12 protein-coding genes and 1 pseudogene are annotated in these 14952 nt (G+C 61.4%); 3 read left to right on the top strand and 10 right to left on the bottom strand.

Annotated elements, in window-relative coordinates; genetic code table 11:
• Positions 1–20 precede the first annotated feature (20 nt).
• The 5 genes from pyk to gcl all read right to left on the bottom strand — a co-directional run bounded on the left by pyk (position 21) and on the right by gcl (position 6532).
• The gene (gene pyk / locus APH34_RS04625) at positions 21–1436 is read right to left on the bottom strand and encodes a pyruvate kinase (protein ID WP_054900004.1); all 1416 of its coding nucleotides are present in this window, start codon (positions 1434–1436) and stop codon (positions 21–23) included.
• Positions 1433–2707 carry a glycerate kinase gene (locus APH34_RS04620; RefSeq protein ID WP_054900003.1) on the bottom strand — a complete coding sequence of 425 codons (1275 nt, stop codon included), beginning with the start codon at positions 2705–2707 and terminating at the stop codon, positions 1433–1435. The genes pyk and APH34_RS04620 overlap by 4 nt, the downstream gene beginning before the upstream one ends.
• 184 nt (positions 2708–2891) lie before the next feature.
• Positions 2892–3785: a 2-hydroxy-3-oxopropionate reductase gene (locus APH34_RS04615; RefSeq protein ID WP_054900002.1), complete on the bottom strand. Its 894-nt coding sequence runs from the start codon at positions 3783–3785 to the stop codon at positions 2892–2894.
• Between the two features lie 88 nt (positions 3786–3873).
• Complete coding sequence (gene hyi / locus APH34_RS04610) at positions 3874–4698, bottom strand: hydroxypyruvate isomerase (protein WP_054900001.1); 825 nt, start codon at positions 4696–4698, stop codon at positions 3874–3876.
• A gap of 58 nt (positions 4699–4756) precedes the next feature.
• Positions 4757–6532 carry a glyoxylate carboligase gene (gcl, locus tag APH34_RS04605; protein ID WP_054900000.1) on the bottom strand — a complete coding sequence of 592 codons (1776 nt, stop codon included), beginning with the start codon at positions 6530–6532 and terminating at the stop codon, positions 4757–4759.
• A gap of 258 nt (positions 6533–6790) precedes the next feature.
• On the opposite strand from gcl, the pseudogene APH34_RS04600 reads away from it, so the two are divergent.
• Positions 6791–7230 (top strand): annotated as a pseudogene (locus tag APH34_RS04600) (heme-binding protein).
• Between the two features lie 156 nt (positions 7231–7386).
• Here APH34_RS04600 and APH34_RS04595 read toward each other — a convergent pair.
• Entirely contained in the window at positions 7387–7998 is a 612-nt protein-coding gene (locus APH34_RS04595; protein WP_054899999.1) for a TetR/AcrR family transcriptional regulator, read from the bottom strand.
• A 132-nt stretch (positions 7999–8130) separates the two neighbouring features.
• Between APH34_RS04595 and APH34_RS04590 the strand changes: the two genes are divergently transcribed.
• Positions 8131–9039, top strand: coding sequence for a DUF808 domain-containing protein (locus APH34_RS04590; protein WP_054899998.1), 909 nt, complete (start codon positions 8131–8133; stop codon positions 9037–9039).
• On the opposite strand, the gene APH34_RS04585 is transcribed toward APH34_RS04590, so the two are convergent.
• On the bottom strand, positions 9029–10972 hold the full coding sequence (locus tag APH34_RS04585; RefSeq protein WP_054899997.1) for an LTA synthase family protein: 1944 nt from the start codon (positions 10970–10972) through the stop codon (positions 9029–9031). The genes APH34_RS04590 and APH34_RS04585 overlap by 11 nt on opposite strands.
• Positions 10973–11123: 151 nt before the next feature.
• On the opposite strand from APH34_RS04585, the gene APH34_RS04580 reads away from it, so the two are divergent.
• Positions 11124–11438 (top strand): hypothetical protein, encoded by a 315-nt coding sequence (locus APH34_RS04580; RefSeq protein WP_054899996.1) that lies wholly within the window; start codon positions 11124–11126, stop codon positions 11436–11438.
• A gap of 65 nt (positions 11439–11503) precedes the next feature.
• On the opposite strand, the gene APH34_RS04575 is transcribed toward APH34_RS04580, so the two are convergent.
• The 3 genes from APH34_RS04575 to APH34_RS04565 form a co-directional block, all read right to left on the bottom strand.
• On the bottom strand, positions 11504–12286 hold the full coding sequence (locus APH34_RS04575; protein ID WP_054899995.1) for an outer membrane protein OmpK: 783 nt from the start codon (positions 12284–12286) through the stop codon (positions 11504–11506).
• Positions 12287–12640: 354 nt separating this feature from the next.
• The gene (locus tag APH34_RS04570; protein WP_054899994.1) at positions 12641–13426 is read right to left on the bottom strand and encodes an outer membrane protein OmpK; all 786 of its coding nucleotides are present in this window, start codon (positions 13424–13426) and stop codon (positions 12641–12643) included.
• A gap of 138 nt (positions 13427–13564) precedes the next feature.
• A complete protein-coding gene (locus APH34_RS04565; RefSeq protein WP_054899993.1) occupies positions 13565–14920 on the bottom strand; it encodes a nucleobase:cation symporter-2 family protein in 1356 nt (451 codons plus the stop codon).
• Between the last annotated feature and the right edge of the window lie 32 nt (positions 14921–14952).

The following is a 14952-nucleotide window of genomic DNA, read 5'->3' as shown; positions in this document are numbered from 1 at the left end:
CCCGCGAAAGGGCCTTTGAATCAGATCAAGGTCTCGATCCGCAGCGTATTAGTCGAGCCCGGCTTGCCGAACGGCACACCGGCCGTGATCAGCAACGTGTCACCACGGCTGGCCATACCCTGCGCCTGGGCAATCTCCAGCGCGGTGGAAACCACCTCATCGACCTGACGCAGGCGGTCGTTGACCACCGAATGCACGCCCCAGGCCACGCTGAGGCGGCGCGCGGTGTTCAGGTTCGGTGTCAGGTTGAGGATCGGTGCCCCTGGCCGCTCGCGGGCCGCGCGCAGGGTCGAGGCACCCGACTCGCTGTAGTTGACCAGCACCGCCACCGGCAGGATGCCGCTGATGCGGCGGATGGCGCAGCTGATGGCGTCCGACACAGTGGCTTCGGCCTTAGGCCGGCCAACGTCGAGCTGGGCCTGGTAGTCCGGGCCGTTTTCCACCTGGCGGATGATCTTGCTCATCATCTGCACCGCTTCGAGCGGGTAATCACCCGAGGCAGTCTCGGCCGACAACATGACCGCGTCGGCACCTTCGGCCACGGCGTTGGCCACGTCGGTGACTTCGGCACGGGTTGGCGCTGGCGAGAAACGCATGGACTCGAGCATCTGCGTGGCCACCACCACCGGTTTGCCCAGTTGGCGGCAGGTGCTGATGATGCGCTTCTGGATTTGCGGCACGCTTTCGGCCGGCACTTCCACGCCAAGGTCACCGCGGGCCACCATGATCGCGTCTGCCAGTTCGGCGATGGCTTGCAGTTGTTCGACTGCCGATGGCTTCTCGATCTTGGCCATCAGGTAGGCACGGTCGCCAATCAACTGGCGCGCTTCAATGATGTCCTCAGGGCGTTGGACAAACGACAGGGCCACCCAGTCCACGCCCAGTTCCAGGCCAAAGGCCAGGTCGCGGCGGTCCTTTTCGGTGAGCGGGGAGAGGTCGAGTACTGCTTGCGGTACGTTGACGCCCTTGCGATCGGACAACTCGCCACCGTTCAGCACTTCAGTGTCGATGGCGTCGTTGTGCTTGGCGGTGACGCGCAGCCGCAGCTTGCCGTCGTCCAGCAACAGGTCCATGCCGGGCTCAAGGGCTGCGATGATTTCAGGGTGTGGCAGGTTGACCCGGCGGCTGTCGCCCGGGGTCTTGTCCAGGTCCAGGCGCAGGGCCTGGCCGCGTTGCAGCTGCACCTTGCCTTGCGCGAAGCGGCCCACGCGCAGCTTCGGCCCCTGCAGGTCCATGAGGATGCCCAGCGGGTAGTTCAGTTGCTGCTCCACTTCGCGGATCCACTGGTAACGCAGGGCATGGTCGGCGTGTTCGCCGTGGCTGAGGTTGAGGCGGAAGATATTCACCCCGGCTTCGACCAGTTGGCGAATGTCGTCGATGCCGTTGATCGCAGGGCCGAGGGTGGCAAGGATTTTGACTTTTTTATCAGGCGTCATGATTGGGCAGTCTCGAGGATCAGGATGGCGCGGAAGTCGTTGACGTTGGTGCGGGTCGGTTCGGTGACGATCAGCGCCTCCAGCGCGGCGAAATAGCCATAGCCGTTGTTGTTGTCCAACTCGTCGCTGGCCGACAGGCCCAGGGCCTCGGCGCGGGCGTAGCTGCCTGGGGTCATGAAGGCGCCGGCGTTTTCTTCCGAGCCATCGATGCCGTCGGTGTCGCCGGCCAGGGCGTATACGCCCGGGAGGCCTTTGAGGCTTTCGGTGAGGCTGAGCAGGAACTCGGCGTTGCGCCCGCCACGGCCATTGCCGCGTACGGTCACGGTGGTTTCGCCGCCGGAGAGGATCACGCAGGGGGCCTTCAATGGCTGGCCATGCTGGACGATCTGCCGGGTGATACCGGCGTGCACCTTGGCCACCTCGCGGGATTCACCTTCCAGGTCGCCGAGGATCAGCGGGCTGAAACCCGCCTGTCGCGCTTTGACCGCAGCCGCTTCGAGTGATTGCTGGGGTTTGGCGATCAGCTGGAAGTGGCTGCGGGCCAAGGCTGGGTCATCGGCCTTGACGGTTTCCGAAGCCGGGTTGTTCAGCCAGTCGATGACTGCTTTGGGCGCTTCGATGTTGTAGCGTTTCAGAATCGCCAGGGCGTCAGCCGACGTGCTTGGGTCGGCCACGGTGGGGCCAGAGGCGATCACGGTGGCCAGGTCGCCCGGTACATCAGAAATGGCATAGGTGTAGACCGTGGCCGGCCAGCAGGCCTTGGCCAGGCGGCCGCCCTTGATCGCCGAGAGGTGCTTGCGCACGCAGTTCATCTCGCCGATGGTGGCGCCGGATTTCAGCAGTGCCTTGTTGATCTGCTGCTTGTCGGCCAGGGTAAGGCCCTCGGCCGGCAGTGCCAGCAGCGCGGAACCACCGCCAGACAGCAGGAAGATGACGCGGTCGTCTTCGTTGAGGTTACTGACCAATTCCAGTACGCGTTTGGCCACGGCCAGGCCGGCGGCGTCGGGGACCGGGTGGGCGGCTTCGACCACCTCGATCTTCTGGCAGTGGGCACCATGGCCATAACGTGTGACCACCAGCCCGCAGACTTCGCCCTGCCAGCTTTTCTCGACCACTTCGGCCATGGCGGCTGCGGCCTTGCCGGCGCCGATGACGATGACCCGGCCGCTACGGTCGGCGGGCAGGTAGGGTTCGAGGACTTGACGCGGATGGGCGGCGGCGATGGCTGTGTCGAACAGCTCGCGGAGAAGTTTTTGCGGATCGACCGACATGGCAGGCTCCCAATTATTGTTGTTCTGCAGAATCGAAAACGCCCCTGGAACTGCCTCCGTGCAGGCCGAACCAGGGGCGGGTGTTGCTCGGTGGTGAATTCATCGCTGGCAAGCCGGCGCCCGCAAGTAGTGCGCGGGGCGCGAGGTGTGCGGCGATTGGGCTGCCAGGCAGCCCGAATTCAAATCATTTGTCGTCGCGGATCGAGAAGTTGGCCATGTGCTCCAGGCCTTTGATCAGCGCCGAGTGGTCCCAGTTGCTGCCGCCCAGGGCAGCGCAGGTGTTGAACACTTGCTGTGCATTGGAGGTGTTGGGCAGGTTGATGCCCAACTCCTTGGCGCCTTGCAGGGCCAGGTTCAGGTCCTTCTGGTGCAGGCTGATGCGGAAGCCTGGGTCGAAGGTGCCCTTGATCATGCGCTCGGCATGCACTTCAAGGATTTTCGACGAGGCAAAACCGCCCATCAGTGCTTCACGCACCTTGGCTGGATCGGCGCCGTTCTTGGCGGCGAACAGCAGCGCTTCACTGACTGCCTGGATGTTCAGGGCGACAATGATCTGGTTGGCGACCTTGGCCGTCTGGCCATCGCCGTTGCCGCCGACGCGGGTAATGTTCTTGCCCATGGCTTCGAACAGCGGCAGGGCGCGTTCGAACGCTTTCGGGCAGCCACCGACCATGATGCTCAGGGTCGCGGCCTTGGCGCCCACTTCACCGCCCGACACCGGTGCGTCCAGGTAGGCGGCGCCAGTGGCCTTGATCTTCTCGGCAAAGGCCTTGGTGGCGGTGGGGGAGATCGAGCTCATGTCGATCACCACCTTGTTCGGGCCGGCGCCTTCGGCAACGCCGTTTTCACCGAACAGTACGGCTTCGACCTGCGGGGTATCCGGCACCATGACAATGATGAACTCAGCTTCCTGGGCCACTTCCTTCGGGTTGGCCAGGGCCACTGCGCCAGCGGCGACCAGGTCGGCTGGGGCGACATCGTGATGGGTGGAAACGAACAGGCTGTGACCTGCCTTTTGCAGGTTCTGGGCCATGGGCTTGCCCATGATGCCGGTGCCGATGAAACCGATTTTAGCCATGAGAATGTGCCTCTTGTATTTGTATGTTCATGTTCCCGGGGGAGCCCTGAACCCTGTGGGAGCGGGCTCGCCCCGCGAATGCGGTGGTTCAGGCTGTGGTGGTGTCCTTGCGGGCGCTTTCCCGGGGCAAGCCTGCTCCCACGTGGGTTTTAAGCCAGCCCAGGCCTGCTTCGGTGGTGGTCAGCGGCTTGTACTCTGCGCCCACCCAGCCCTGGTAGCCGATGCGGTCCAGGTGCTCGAACAGGAAGCGGTAGTTGATTTCGCCAGTACCCGGCTCGTTACGGCCTGGGTTGTCGGCCAGCTGGATGTGGTTGATCAGGTTGAGGTTGGCTTCCATGGTGCGAGCCAGGTCACCTTCCATGATCTGCATGTGGTAGATGTCGTACTGCAGGAACAGGTTGTCGCTGCCGACTTCGGCCTGGATGTCCAGCGCCTGCCGGGTGGTATTCAGGTAGAAGCCTGGGATGTCGCGGGTGTTGATCATTTCCATGACCAAGCGAATGCCGGCGGCCTTCAATTTGTCGGCGGCGAACTTCAGGTTCTCGACGAACGTCTTGCGCACATCGGCGCACTGCAAGCCTTGCGGGCGAATGCCGGCCAGGCAGTTGACCTGGGTGTTGCCCAGGACCTTGGCGTATTCGATAGCCTTGTCGACACCGGCGCGGAATTCGTCGACGCGGTCAGGATGGCAAGCGATACCGCGCTCGCCCTTGCCCCAGTCGCCGGCTGGCAGGTTGAACAGCACCTGGGTCAGGCCGTGGGCTTCGAGCTGTTGCTTGATGTCGGCAGCGCTGAAGTCGTAGGGAAAGAGGTATTCGACGCCGCTGAAACCAGCGTCGGCGGCAGCCTTGAAGCGGGCCAGGAAGTCCTGTTCGGTGAACAGCATGGACAAGTTGGCAGCGAAGCGAGGCATGAGTTGTCTCCTTGCAATGAAGGCCCCCGGCCTGGGCGGTTGCGGGGGCGTCAGGCGATCAGTCCAGCAGCGAGATGGCGGTTGGCGCGTCGTTACCGACCAGCGCCAGGTCTTCGAACTCGTTGACCGCGTTTATCTCGGTGCCCATGGAAATGTTGGTCACACGCTCGAGAATCACTTCCACCACCACCGGTACGCGGAACTCTTCGGCCATCTTCTGTGCCTTGAGCAGGGCAGGTGCGATGTCAGCCGGTTCGAACACGCGGATGGCTTTGCAGCCCAGGCCTTCGACCACGGCGACGTGATCGACCCCGTAAGTGGCGGCATCGGTGGCGTTGATGTTCTCGAACGCCAGTTGTACACAGTAATCCATGTCGAAGCCACGTTGTGCCTGACGGATCAGGCCCAGGTACGCGTTGTTCACCAAGACGTGGACATAGGGCAGGTTGAATTGCGCGCCCACGGCCAGTTCTTCGATCATGAACTGGAAGTCGTAGTCACCGGACAGCGCAACGACCTTGCGTTTCGGGTCAGCCTTCACCACACCCAATGCTGCCGGGATGGTCCACCCCAGCGGGCCGGCCTGGCCGCAGTTGATCCAGTGGCGTGGTTTGTACACGTGCAGGAACTGCGCGCCGGCGATCTGCGACAGGCCGATGGTGCTGACGTAGCAGGTGTCCTTGCCAAATACCTGGTTCATTTCTTCGTAGACGCGCTGCGGCTTGACCGGCACGTTGTCGAAGTGGGTCTTGCGCTGCAGGCTCGACTTGCGCGCCTGGCAGTCTTCCAGCCAGGCCTTGCGGCACTTCAGCTTGCCGGCTGCTTTCCATTCGCGGGCCACTTCGATAAACACGTCCAGCGCCAGGCCTGCGTCGGAAACGATGCCCAGGTCCGGTGTGAACACCCGGCCGATCTGGGTCGGTTCGATATCGACATGCACGAATTTGCGGCCTTCGGTGTACACGTCGACAGAACCGGTATGGCGGTTGGCCCAGCGGTTACCGATGCCGAACACCAGGTCGGACTTGAGCAGGGTGGCGTTGCCGTAGCGGTGCGAGGTCTGCAGGCCGACCATGCCGACCATCTGTGCGTGGTCGTCGGGGATGGTACCCCAGCCCATCAGGGTCGGGATGACCGGCACGCCGGTCAGCTCGGCGAATTCGACCAGTTTGTCGCTGGCGTCGGCGTTGATGATGCCGCCACCGGCGACCAGCAGCGGGCGCTCGGCGTCATTGAGCAGGGCCAGGGCCTTTTCGGCCTGAACGCGCGTGGCCGATGGCTTGTGCACTGGCAGTGGCTCGTAGGCGTCGATGTCGAATTCGATCTCGGCCATTTGCACATCGAACGGCAGGTCGATCAGCACAGGGCCTGGGCGGCCGGTGCGCATTTCGTAGAAGGCCTTCTGGAAGGCGTAGGGCACCTGGCCTGGCTCCAGCACGGTGGTGGCCCACTTGGTTACCGGCTTGACGATGCTGGTGATGTCGACCGCCTGGAAGTCTTCCTTGTGCAGGCGCGCACGCGGTGCCTGGCCGGTGATGCAGAGAATCGGGATGGAGTCGGCCGAGGCACTGTACAGGCCGGTGACCATGTCGGTACCGGCAGGGCCGGAAGTACCGATGCACACGCCGATGTTGCCTGGGTTGGCGCGGGTGTAGCCCTCGGCCATGTGCGAGGCGCCTTCGACGTGGCGAGCGAGGACGTGATCGATGCCACCGACTTTCTTCAGGGCCGAGTACAACGGATTGATGGCAGCCCCCGGGATGCCGAACGCGGTATTTACACCTTCACGGCGCATGACCAGAACGGCTGCATCGATTGCTCTCATTTTGCTCATGGTTTGTGCCTCATCGATTTTGTAATTGTATACAACTTGCTTTGCGGCAGAGTGTATTCACGCCTGATGGTTCAGGTCAATGGATTTTCATCGGGGGAAAGCGCTTTCGTCGGAGCGCCCGCGAAAAAGGCGTTTCGTCTGATTCGGTACGATCGTTTCAAAATATTGTATACAAAAATATTGTCTGTTGTGTTCTATTGGCTGCATCGGTTTTCAAACTGCCCTCAGGGCTTCTCACAACAAGAAGAGGACCTTTCCATGAATGCTTTGAACCTCAAGGTCGCAGTCAGCCTGGTGAACGCCGCGCTGGCTGCGGGCCGCAAGATCAACGCCGCGCCGCTGACGGTGGCGGTGCTCGATGCCGGCGGGCATGTGCTGGCCTTGCAGCGCGAGGACGGTGCCAGCCTGATTCGCCCGACGTGGCCACGGGCAAGGCCTGGAGCGCGATCGCCCTGGGCAAGGGGTCGCGCTTGCTGGCGCTGGATGCACAGCAGCGACCGGCGTTTTTTGCTGCATTGAATGGCTTGGGTGAGCGGCCGGTGGTGCCGGCGCCGGGTGGCGTGCTGATACGGGATCAGGGCGGCAAGGTGCTGGGCGCAGTGGGGATCAGCGGCGATACGTCGGATATCGATGAGCAGTGCGCGATCAGTGCAATCGAGGAAGTGGGGCTGACGGCGGATGCCGGCGTAGTGGCCTGAGTTTTTCGGCTGTACCGGCCTCATCGCCGGCAAGCGTGGGCCAGCCTGTGAGGCCTGTGGCAGCGGGCTTGCCCCGCGCGGTGGTTGGCACCGGCTTCGCCGGTGAGGTACCTCACAGGGTTTGTGTGCAAGCCAGCTTACCGGCGACCGTGCCTGTCAGGCTGCCTCGGGCTCACAGCCCTTGAGCACCAGCCGAATGATGGTCTCGGCCGCTGCTTCGTAATCACTGTCAGCCAACTTGGCCTTGCCGGTGATCACCGAAATCTGCCAGTCAAAATCGGCATAGGTCTGCGTCGCCGCCCAGATGCTGAACATCAGGTGATGCGGGTCGACATTGGCAATCTGCCCGCGTTCGATCCAGCGCTGAATGCACTCGATGTTATGGCGAGCCTGCTCGTTGAGCTGCTCCACCTGGCTGGGCGAGAGGTGCGGCGCACCGTGCATGATCTCGCTGGCGAACACCTTGGACGCATGCGGCAAGTCGCGCGAGATGCGGATCTTCGAGCGGATGTACGAACTCAGCACTTCCTTTGGATCGCCATCGGCATTGAACGGTGTCGATGCCTGCATGATCGGCGCGATGATGCTCTCAAGGACCTCACGGTAGAGGTTGTCCTTGGATTTGAAATAGTAGTAGACGTTCGGCTTGGGCAGGCCGGCCTTGGCCGCGATATCGCTGGTTTTGGTGGCCGCGAAGCCCTTGTCGGCGAATTCCTCGCTGGCTGCGCGTAGGATCAGTTCCTTGTTGCGCTCGCGAATGGTGCTCATGGTCAGGGATCTTCCTCGTGTCTGGCCACCTCTAAGAGGGATCGGGCATGGTAGCACCGGCCCCGACGGCCGCTCAAGGCAGCGACTTTCGGCTAGACTCCGGCCCATTCACCTCATTGGAAACAGGCAAACATGGCAGGAAGCAGTCTACTGGTACTGATCGACGATATCGCCACGGTACTCGACGACGTCTCGCTGATGACCAAGGTTGCGGCGAAAAAGACCGCAGGCGTGCTGGGCGACGACCTGGCGCTCAATGCGCAGCAGGTCACCGGCGTGCGCGCCGAGCGCGAGATCCCGGTGGTGTGGGCAGTGGCGAAGGGGTCGTTCGTGAACAAGGCGATCCTGGTGCCGGCCGCGCTGCTGATCAGCGCGTTCATTCCCTGGGCCGTGACGCCGTTGTTGATGGTCGGGGGGGCGTACCTGTGTTTCGAGGGTTTCGAGAAGCTGGCGCACAAGTTTCTGCACAGCAAGGAGGAGGACGCTGCCCAGCACAGCGCACGCAGCGAAGCGCTCGCCGATGCCAACGTCGACTTGGTGGCTTACGAGAAGAGCAAGATCAAGGGGGCGGTGCGCACCGACTTCATTCTGTCGGCAGAGATCATCGCCATCACCCTTGGCACTGTGGCCGATGCGCCGCTGCCCCAACAGATCATCGTGCTGTCGGGCATCGCCATTGTCATGACCATCGGCGTTTACGGGCTGGTGGGGGGGATCGTCAAACTCGATGACCTGGGGCTGTGGATGGCCCAGAAAACCTCGAGCCTGACGCGCGCAGTCGGCAATGGCATCCTGCGCGCGGCACCGTACATGATGAAAAGCCTTTCGGTGATCGGTACGGCAGCGATGTTCCTGGTCGGTGGCGGCATTCTGGTGCATGGGGTAGCGCCCCTGCATCACGCCATCGAGGCGTTCAGCGAGGGGCGCGCAGGCATGCTGACCGGGGCCTTGCTCAATGGCCTGGCCGGCGTTGTGGCCGGCGCCGTGGTGCTGGCGGTGGTCAGCCTGGCAGCGAAGGTGTGGCGGGCGATCAGGGGCTGACCGCCACGCCGGCGTCTTCGGGCTTCCAGGCCAGTAAACCCTGGCTGAAGCCGTACGCCGCGCTCTGATAGTAGGCGATTGCCCTGCGCACCAGCGGGTTATCGTTGCCCACCGTGGTTTCGCGGCTTTTGCCCAGGGCATCTTCATGCACGCGCATTGCGCCACGCGGGCTGAGGATGGCCAGGTTGGTACCGTCGAACAAGCCCAGGTGCTGGTAGTTACCGATCACCACCCGTGGCGCAAGGTCATCTTGCATCAGCAAGTCGCGCCCGAAAAACGTCGAGGTATAGCTCATGCCCAGCAGGCCGAGCAGGGTCGGCGCCAGGTCGATCTGGCTGGCCAGCTTCGACTCCTCGCGCGCCTCGATCAGCTTCGGCGCATAGATGAACAGCGGGATCTGGTAGTTCTGAACCGGTAGGTCTTCCACGCCAGCGCTGCCGGCGGTGTGGTCGGCGACGAAGATGAACAGGGTATTGTCGAACCAGGGTTTGCCCTTCGCCGCCTCCAGGAACTGCGCGATGGCATGGTCGGTGTACTTCACCGCGCCTTCACGGCCCTCACCTGACGGGATGTCGATACGGCCGTCCGGGTAGGTGTACGGGCGATGGTTGGAGGTGGTCATCAGTTGCAGGAAAAACGGCTTTTGCTTGGCGTGATCGGCATCGGCCAGCTTGAGGGTTTGCCGGTACAGGTCTTCGTCGGCGATGCCCCAGGCGTTCTTGAAGCTGATTTCGCTTTCATCGATGCTGCTCTGGTCGACGATGCGGTAACCATTGCCACTGAAGAATGCGTTCATGTTGTCGAAGTAGCCGCGCCCGCCGTAGACAAACACAGCATCGTAGCCCTTGGCCGATAGCTGCTGGCCCAGGCTGGCGTAGCCGCTTTCGCGGCCGATGCGTTTGACGATCGAGCGCCCAGGCGTTGGCGGGATCGACAGGGTAATGGCTTCCAGGCCGCGGTCGGTACGGGTGCCGGTGGCGTAGAAATTGTTGAAGTACAGGCTCTGGCGACGCAGGGCGTCGAGGTTGGGCGTGAGGTTGCGTGGCTCGCCGTTGCTGCCCATGTACTTGGCGCTGAAGCTTTCGATCGTCACCAGGATGATATTGGGGGTGCGCTGCGGGCTGTTGGCAATGACGTGGCGCCGGATGTCCTGTGGCTCCTTGCCCTGGAAGTGGGCGTCAGGTTCGGCCAGCTCCTGATGCATTTGTGCGCCGACCTCAGCTGCATCGAGGCTGGCGTAGAACTGTGTGTAGTCCAGTTCGTTGTTGCGGAAGGCGGCGAAGAACTGATACGGGCCGTTGCTGGCCAGCTCGCGTTGGTAGGCGTTGCCTCCCTGACCGCGGGGGAACTGCTGGTCGATCACCAGGGCGTTGAGGCCAGCCAAGACCGCCAGCAGGGTAATACCCACCAAGCGCTGGCGCAGTTGTGGCCCGGGAGCTGCGAGTGCCTGGGCCAGCGGCCTGCGCAGCAGCATGGCCAGCAGGCCCGCCACCAGCGCGATGCCGCCCAACAGGGCGGGTAGGGGGTAGGATTCGCGAATGTTGTCCAATACCTCCTTGGAGTACACCAGGTAGTCCACGGCGATAAAATTGAAGCGCACGCCGAACTCATCCCAGAACAGCCATTCGGCTACCGCGACGAACAGCATCACGAACAGGCTGACCACTAGCACCCCGCCCAGCAGCCAGCGGTGGGCCTGTGAGCGCCACAGCACGGTTGGGCACAACGCCATGTACAGGCCCATCGGCAGGGCTGCATAGACCAGGAAGCTCAAGTCGTAGAGCGCCCCGTCAAAGAATAAAGCGAAGTAATTGCCGCTCACTTCATCCAGATGGGTAACCAGCAAGATGAAGCGTGTCAGCAGGAAAATACCGAACCAGAGTGAACACAGCAGAAGCAGGTAACGCCAAGGGGCGGTGAGGGTAGTGCGCATCAAATAGGCCTGTTTTATTTTTAGTTGTACGAAGCAAAGCAGGCTAAATCACAGGGTGCAAAAAATATGTCAAAAAATCGCGGTGCGTTTATGGAAAGTCGGATTTATAGTCAAACCTCGTCGATTGAATTAGGAATGAGGAGGTGCGCACATGTTCGGCAATGTTTTGACCTATGACGCCTACCACCTGGCGCTTTACCTGATTACCGCGATAGCTTGGGTGAGCCTGGGGTTCTGCTTCCTGATGCGTGGGGCCGGCGTACAGGCGCTTTACAAGGGCTGCGCCATGTTCGGCGTGGCGCTGGCACTGAGCCTGGGTATGCTGGTGCTGGATATTTTACGGGTGCTAGAGCACCCTCACGTGGAAATGTCATTGGTGATGGTGGGCATGGTATTGCCCGTCATCGGTATTCTGACTTTAAAGGCAGATTCCATCGTAAGTAAGCATTCACTTAAAAGGGTGTAAGAAGTTGCTTACAATCAGGTGCGTGACAGCGTTGCTACGTTGCAACGCTGTCACGTTTCAGCCCGTCAGAAGTGCACTTTTACCAACAGGCTGGCGGTGTTCTGGTCGGTGGTAAAGGCATCGCTGTCCTTGATGCCGTACTTGTTTTTCCAATAGTCGTATTCAATACCCACGTAGAGCTGCTTTTCACCCAAGTGCAGCGCTTTGCCCAGGTCGTATTTGATCTGGGGGTTGAAGTGCAGGTTGGCCTGGTAGGTGCCGCGGCGATTTTCGTCGTTATCGACGACCCAGTCCATGTAGCCATCGATCAGCACATCGGACGAGCCGACCGCAATGGTGTAGGACCAAACTGGGGTAATCTGCCAGACGTTGTCACCCGGGCGGCTGCCGTCGGTGGTGCGCTGGTAGAAGTTGAGCTGGAAGTAATCGAAGCCAGGGATTGCCAGGTCGAAGCCAGGGCCGATCAGGTAAGCCTCGGTGTCGCCTTCGCCGAACTCGTACGTCATGGCCAGCAGCACATCCTTGATGGGGCCGAACTCGAGCTTCTGGTCGAAGATCTTGCCAAACGACAGGCGTGGGCTGATCTCACCGTAGTAGGTGTTGGGGCCGTTATTGGCGTCCTTCTTGCCCTGGTAGAAAATCTTGTCGACGAAGATGAAGTTGTCGCCGTACTTCCACGCATCGGCGTGTTCGAAGGTGACGGTCTGTTGGGTTTCGGGGTTGACCTTGAAGTTCTTGCCCCACAGATACGTCAGGCTGTTGTTCTGCCACAGCAGCAGGTCATCGGCGTAGGTGGTGCCGCACGCCAACAGGCCGCTCGCGAGTATCAGGCTATTGATGGTACGCATTGCGAGTGTCGCTCCCTTGATTGATCTGTTGTCAGCGCTCGGTGTTGGCGCTGTTATTGTCTTTTGGGTCAGCTTTTTTTGATTGCCCACAGCTGTTTGGCAAGCGCTGCGCCAACTTTTCCGCGTTAGCTACAACCTTCCTGCTCGACTTGTTCTGAACGGATGAAAATGGGTAGGTCAGGCTGGCAATACGTTGGCCAACCGCCCGAATTCATTGACTGAGCGGTCAGTAAACGCGGGCAGGATCCGTCCTGCCCTGAGCGAGGGGGCGCGCAGATTACTGGCTTGCGCGCCTGGCCTCAAGTGCTCCGTCCTGGAGCACGGTGAATCAAACTTGGGCGTTTGATCAGCTTTTCAGAAATGCACTTTGATCAGAGCGCTTGCCACACTCTGATTGGTTTCGAGGTTGCCGCGGCTATCGATGCCGTACTTGTCCTTCCAGTAGCTGTATTCAAAGCCTACATACAACTGTTTGGCACCCAGGTTCAGCGCTTTGCCCAGGTCATATTTGACCTGTGGGTTAAAGTGCAAGTTGGCGTGGTAAGTGCCGCGTCGTGTTTCGTCATTGTCGGTGACCCAGTCCATGTAACCGTCTATCAGAATGTCCGACCTGCCCACAGGGACGGTGTAGGACCAGCCAGGGGTTATCTGCCAGACGTTGTCCCCTGGTCGGCTGCCCTCGGTGTTGCGCACATAGAAGTTCAGGGTGAAGTAGTTGAAGCCGGGGATGTCCAGGTCGAAGCCAGGGCCGATCAGGTAAGCCTCGTTGTCGCCTTCGCCGCGCTCGTAGGTCATCGCAAGCAGTACGTCCTTGACCGGGCCGAAGGCCAGTTTGCGGTCGAGCATCTTGCCAAACGACAGGCGTGGGCTGAACTCACCGTAGTAGGTGGTGACACCTTTGCTCGCGTCAGGCTTGCCGTTGTAGAAGATCTTGTCGACGAACAGGAAGGTGTCGCCGTACTTCCATTTGTTGGCGTGCTCGAACGTGATGGTCTGTTGGATGTCGGGGTTGACCTTGAAGTCCTTGCCGTACAGGTAGGTCAAGCTTTCGCCATGCCACAGCAGCCATTCGCCTGCATGCGAAGGAAGGGTGGCCAGCAGGCTGCTGCCCAGCAACAGGGACGAGGTGATGCGCTTCATGTTGTGATTCCCGGACTTATTGTTTTTGTTGGCGGTTTTTTTTGGCGCGCAGGCGCCCCGAGCGACCCATTCCGGTGGGCCGACGGTGTAGCGGTTACTGCGAAAGTGAAAAGGGCGGCGATTGCGCCGCCCTGCAACTCAATGCTGGTGACAGGCGTCGTTATGCGCCGCGCGGTCTGCGCCGCCGAGGATGTTGAACAGCACGTTCAGTACCAGGGCACTGACTGTGGCCATGGCGATGCCGCTGTGGGTGATGGGTTCCATCCACTGCGGCATCTGGGCGAAGAACTCTGGACGCACCACAGGGATAAGGCCGAAGCCGACGCTGACCGCAACCAGCAGCTGGTTGCGACGGTCGCCGATGTCCGCTTCCTGAAGGATCTTGATGCCGGTGGCGGTGACCATGCCGAACATGGCAATGGATGCCCCGCCCAGTACCGCAGGTGGAATCGAGGCGATCAGGAAGGCCGCCTTGGGCAGCAGGCTGAGCAGGATCAGCAGCCCGCCGGCCATCACCGTGACGTAGCGGCAACGCACCCCGGTCATCTGCACCAGGCCGATGTTCTGGGCAAACGAGGAGTGGGTGAAGGTGTTGAAGAAACCGGCAATGAACGATGCACCGGCATCGCACAGCAGGCCACGGCGCAGCATCCCGGGGGTGACTTCGCGATCGGTCACCTTGCCCAGGGCCAGGAACATACCCGTGGACTCGACGAAGATGATCACCACCACCAGGCACATCGACAGGATCGGTGCCAGGCTGAAGGTCGGCATGCCGAAGTGCAGTGGGGTCACCACTTGCAGCCACGGTGCGTCGCTCAGGCCTGACAGGTCGACCATGCCGATCGAGCCGGCCAGGATGTAGCCAAGGCCCATGCCCACCAGTACCGACACATTGACCCAGAAGCCACGCATGAAGCGGTTGATCAGCAGGATGACGGCCAACACCAGGCCCGCCACCAGCAGGTAGATCGGCGAGCCGAAGGTCTGCGCCTGGTGGCCGCCGCCGGCCCAGTTGACCGCAACCGGGAACAGCGACAGGCCGATGGACGTAATCACGGTACCGGTCACCAGGGGGGGGAAGAAGCGCACTACCTTGGACATGAACGGCGCGATCAGCATGCCGAAGAACCCGGCAGCGATGGTCGCGCCGAAGATCCCCTGCAGGCCTACGCCGGGCATGCCGGCCATGGCTACCATGCTGCCCACCGCAGCGAAACTGGCGCCCATCATCACCGGCATGCGGATCCCTACCGGGCCGATACCGAACGACTGAATGATGGTAGCCACGCCGGCAACCAACAGGTCGGCGTTGATCAGGAAGGCGACTTCTTCACGAGACAATCCAGCAGCCTGGCCGATGATCAAAGGCACGGCAATCGCACCTCCATACATCAGCAGAACATGTTGCAGGCCTACCAGGATCAGTTGGAACAGGGGCAGAGGCTGACGCGGTGGCGCAACGGGGATGTACGCCTTGCGTGACTCGGACATGCAGCACCTCGAGTTTTGTTTTTATTCTCGGA

The sequence above is a fragment of the Pseudomonas sp. NBRC 111131 genome (genome assembly GCF_001320525.1).
Lineage (GTDB): Bacteria > Pseudomonadota > Gammaproteobacteria > Pseudomonadales > Pseudomonadaceae > Aquipseudomonas > Aquipseudomonas ceruminis.
This window is presented reverse-complemented; position numbering and strand designations above follow the sequence as displayed.

Excerpts from the sequence above, each read along its gene's own strand:
- pyk (WP_054900004.1), bottom strand. The coding sequence starts at position 1,436 with ATGACGCCTGATAAAAAAGTCAAAATCCTTGCCACCCTCGGCCCTGCG.
- APH34_RS04620 (WP_054900003.1), bottom strand. The coding sequence starts at position 2,707 with ATGTCGGTCGATCCGCAAAAACTTCTCCGCGAGCTGTTCGACACAGCC.
- APH34_RS04615 (WP_054900002.1), bottom strand. The coding sequence starts at position 3,785 with ATGGCTAAAATCGGTTTCATCGGCACCGGCATCATGGGCAAGCCCATG.
- hyi (WP_054900001.1), bottom strand. The coding sequence starts at position 4,698 with ATGCCTCGCTTCGCTGCCAACTTGTCCATGCTGTTCACCGAACAGGAC.
- gcl (WP_054900000.1), bottom strand. The coding sequence starts at position 6,532 with ATGAGCAAAATGAGAGCAATCGATGCAGCCGTTCTGGTCATGCGCCGT.
- APH34_RS04595 (WP_054899999.1), bottom strand. The coding sequence starts at position 7,998 with ATGAGCACCATTCGCGAGCGCAACAAGGAACTGATCCTACGCGCAGCC.
- APH34_RS04590 (WP_054899998.1), top strand. The coding sequence starts at position 8,131 with ATGGCAGGAAGCAGTCTACTGGTACTGATCGACGATATCGCCACGGTA.
- APH34_RS04585 (WP_054899997.1), bottom strand. The coding sequence starts at position 10,972 with ATGCGCACTACCCTCACCGCCCCTTGGCGTTACCTGCTTCTGCTGTGT.
- APH34_RS04580 (WP_054899996.1), top strand. The coding sequence starts at position 11,124 with ATGTTCGGCAATGTTTTGACCTATGACGCCTACCACCTGGCGCTTTAC.
- APH34_RS04575 (WP_054899995.1), bottom strand. The coding sequence starts at position 12,286 with ATGCGTACCATCAATAGCCTGATACTCGCGAGCGGCCTGTTGGCGTGC.
- APH34_RS04570 (WP_054899994.1), bottom strand. The coding sequence starts at position 13,426 with ATGAAGCGCATCACCTCGTCCCTGTTGCTGGGCAGCAGCCTGCTGGCC.
- APH34_RS04565 (WP_054899993.1), bottom strand. The coding sequence starts at position 14,920 with ATGTCCGAGTCACGCAAGGCGTACATCCCCGTTGCGCCACCGCGTCAG.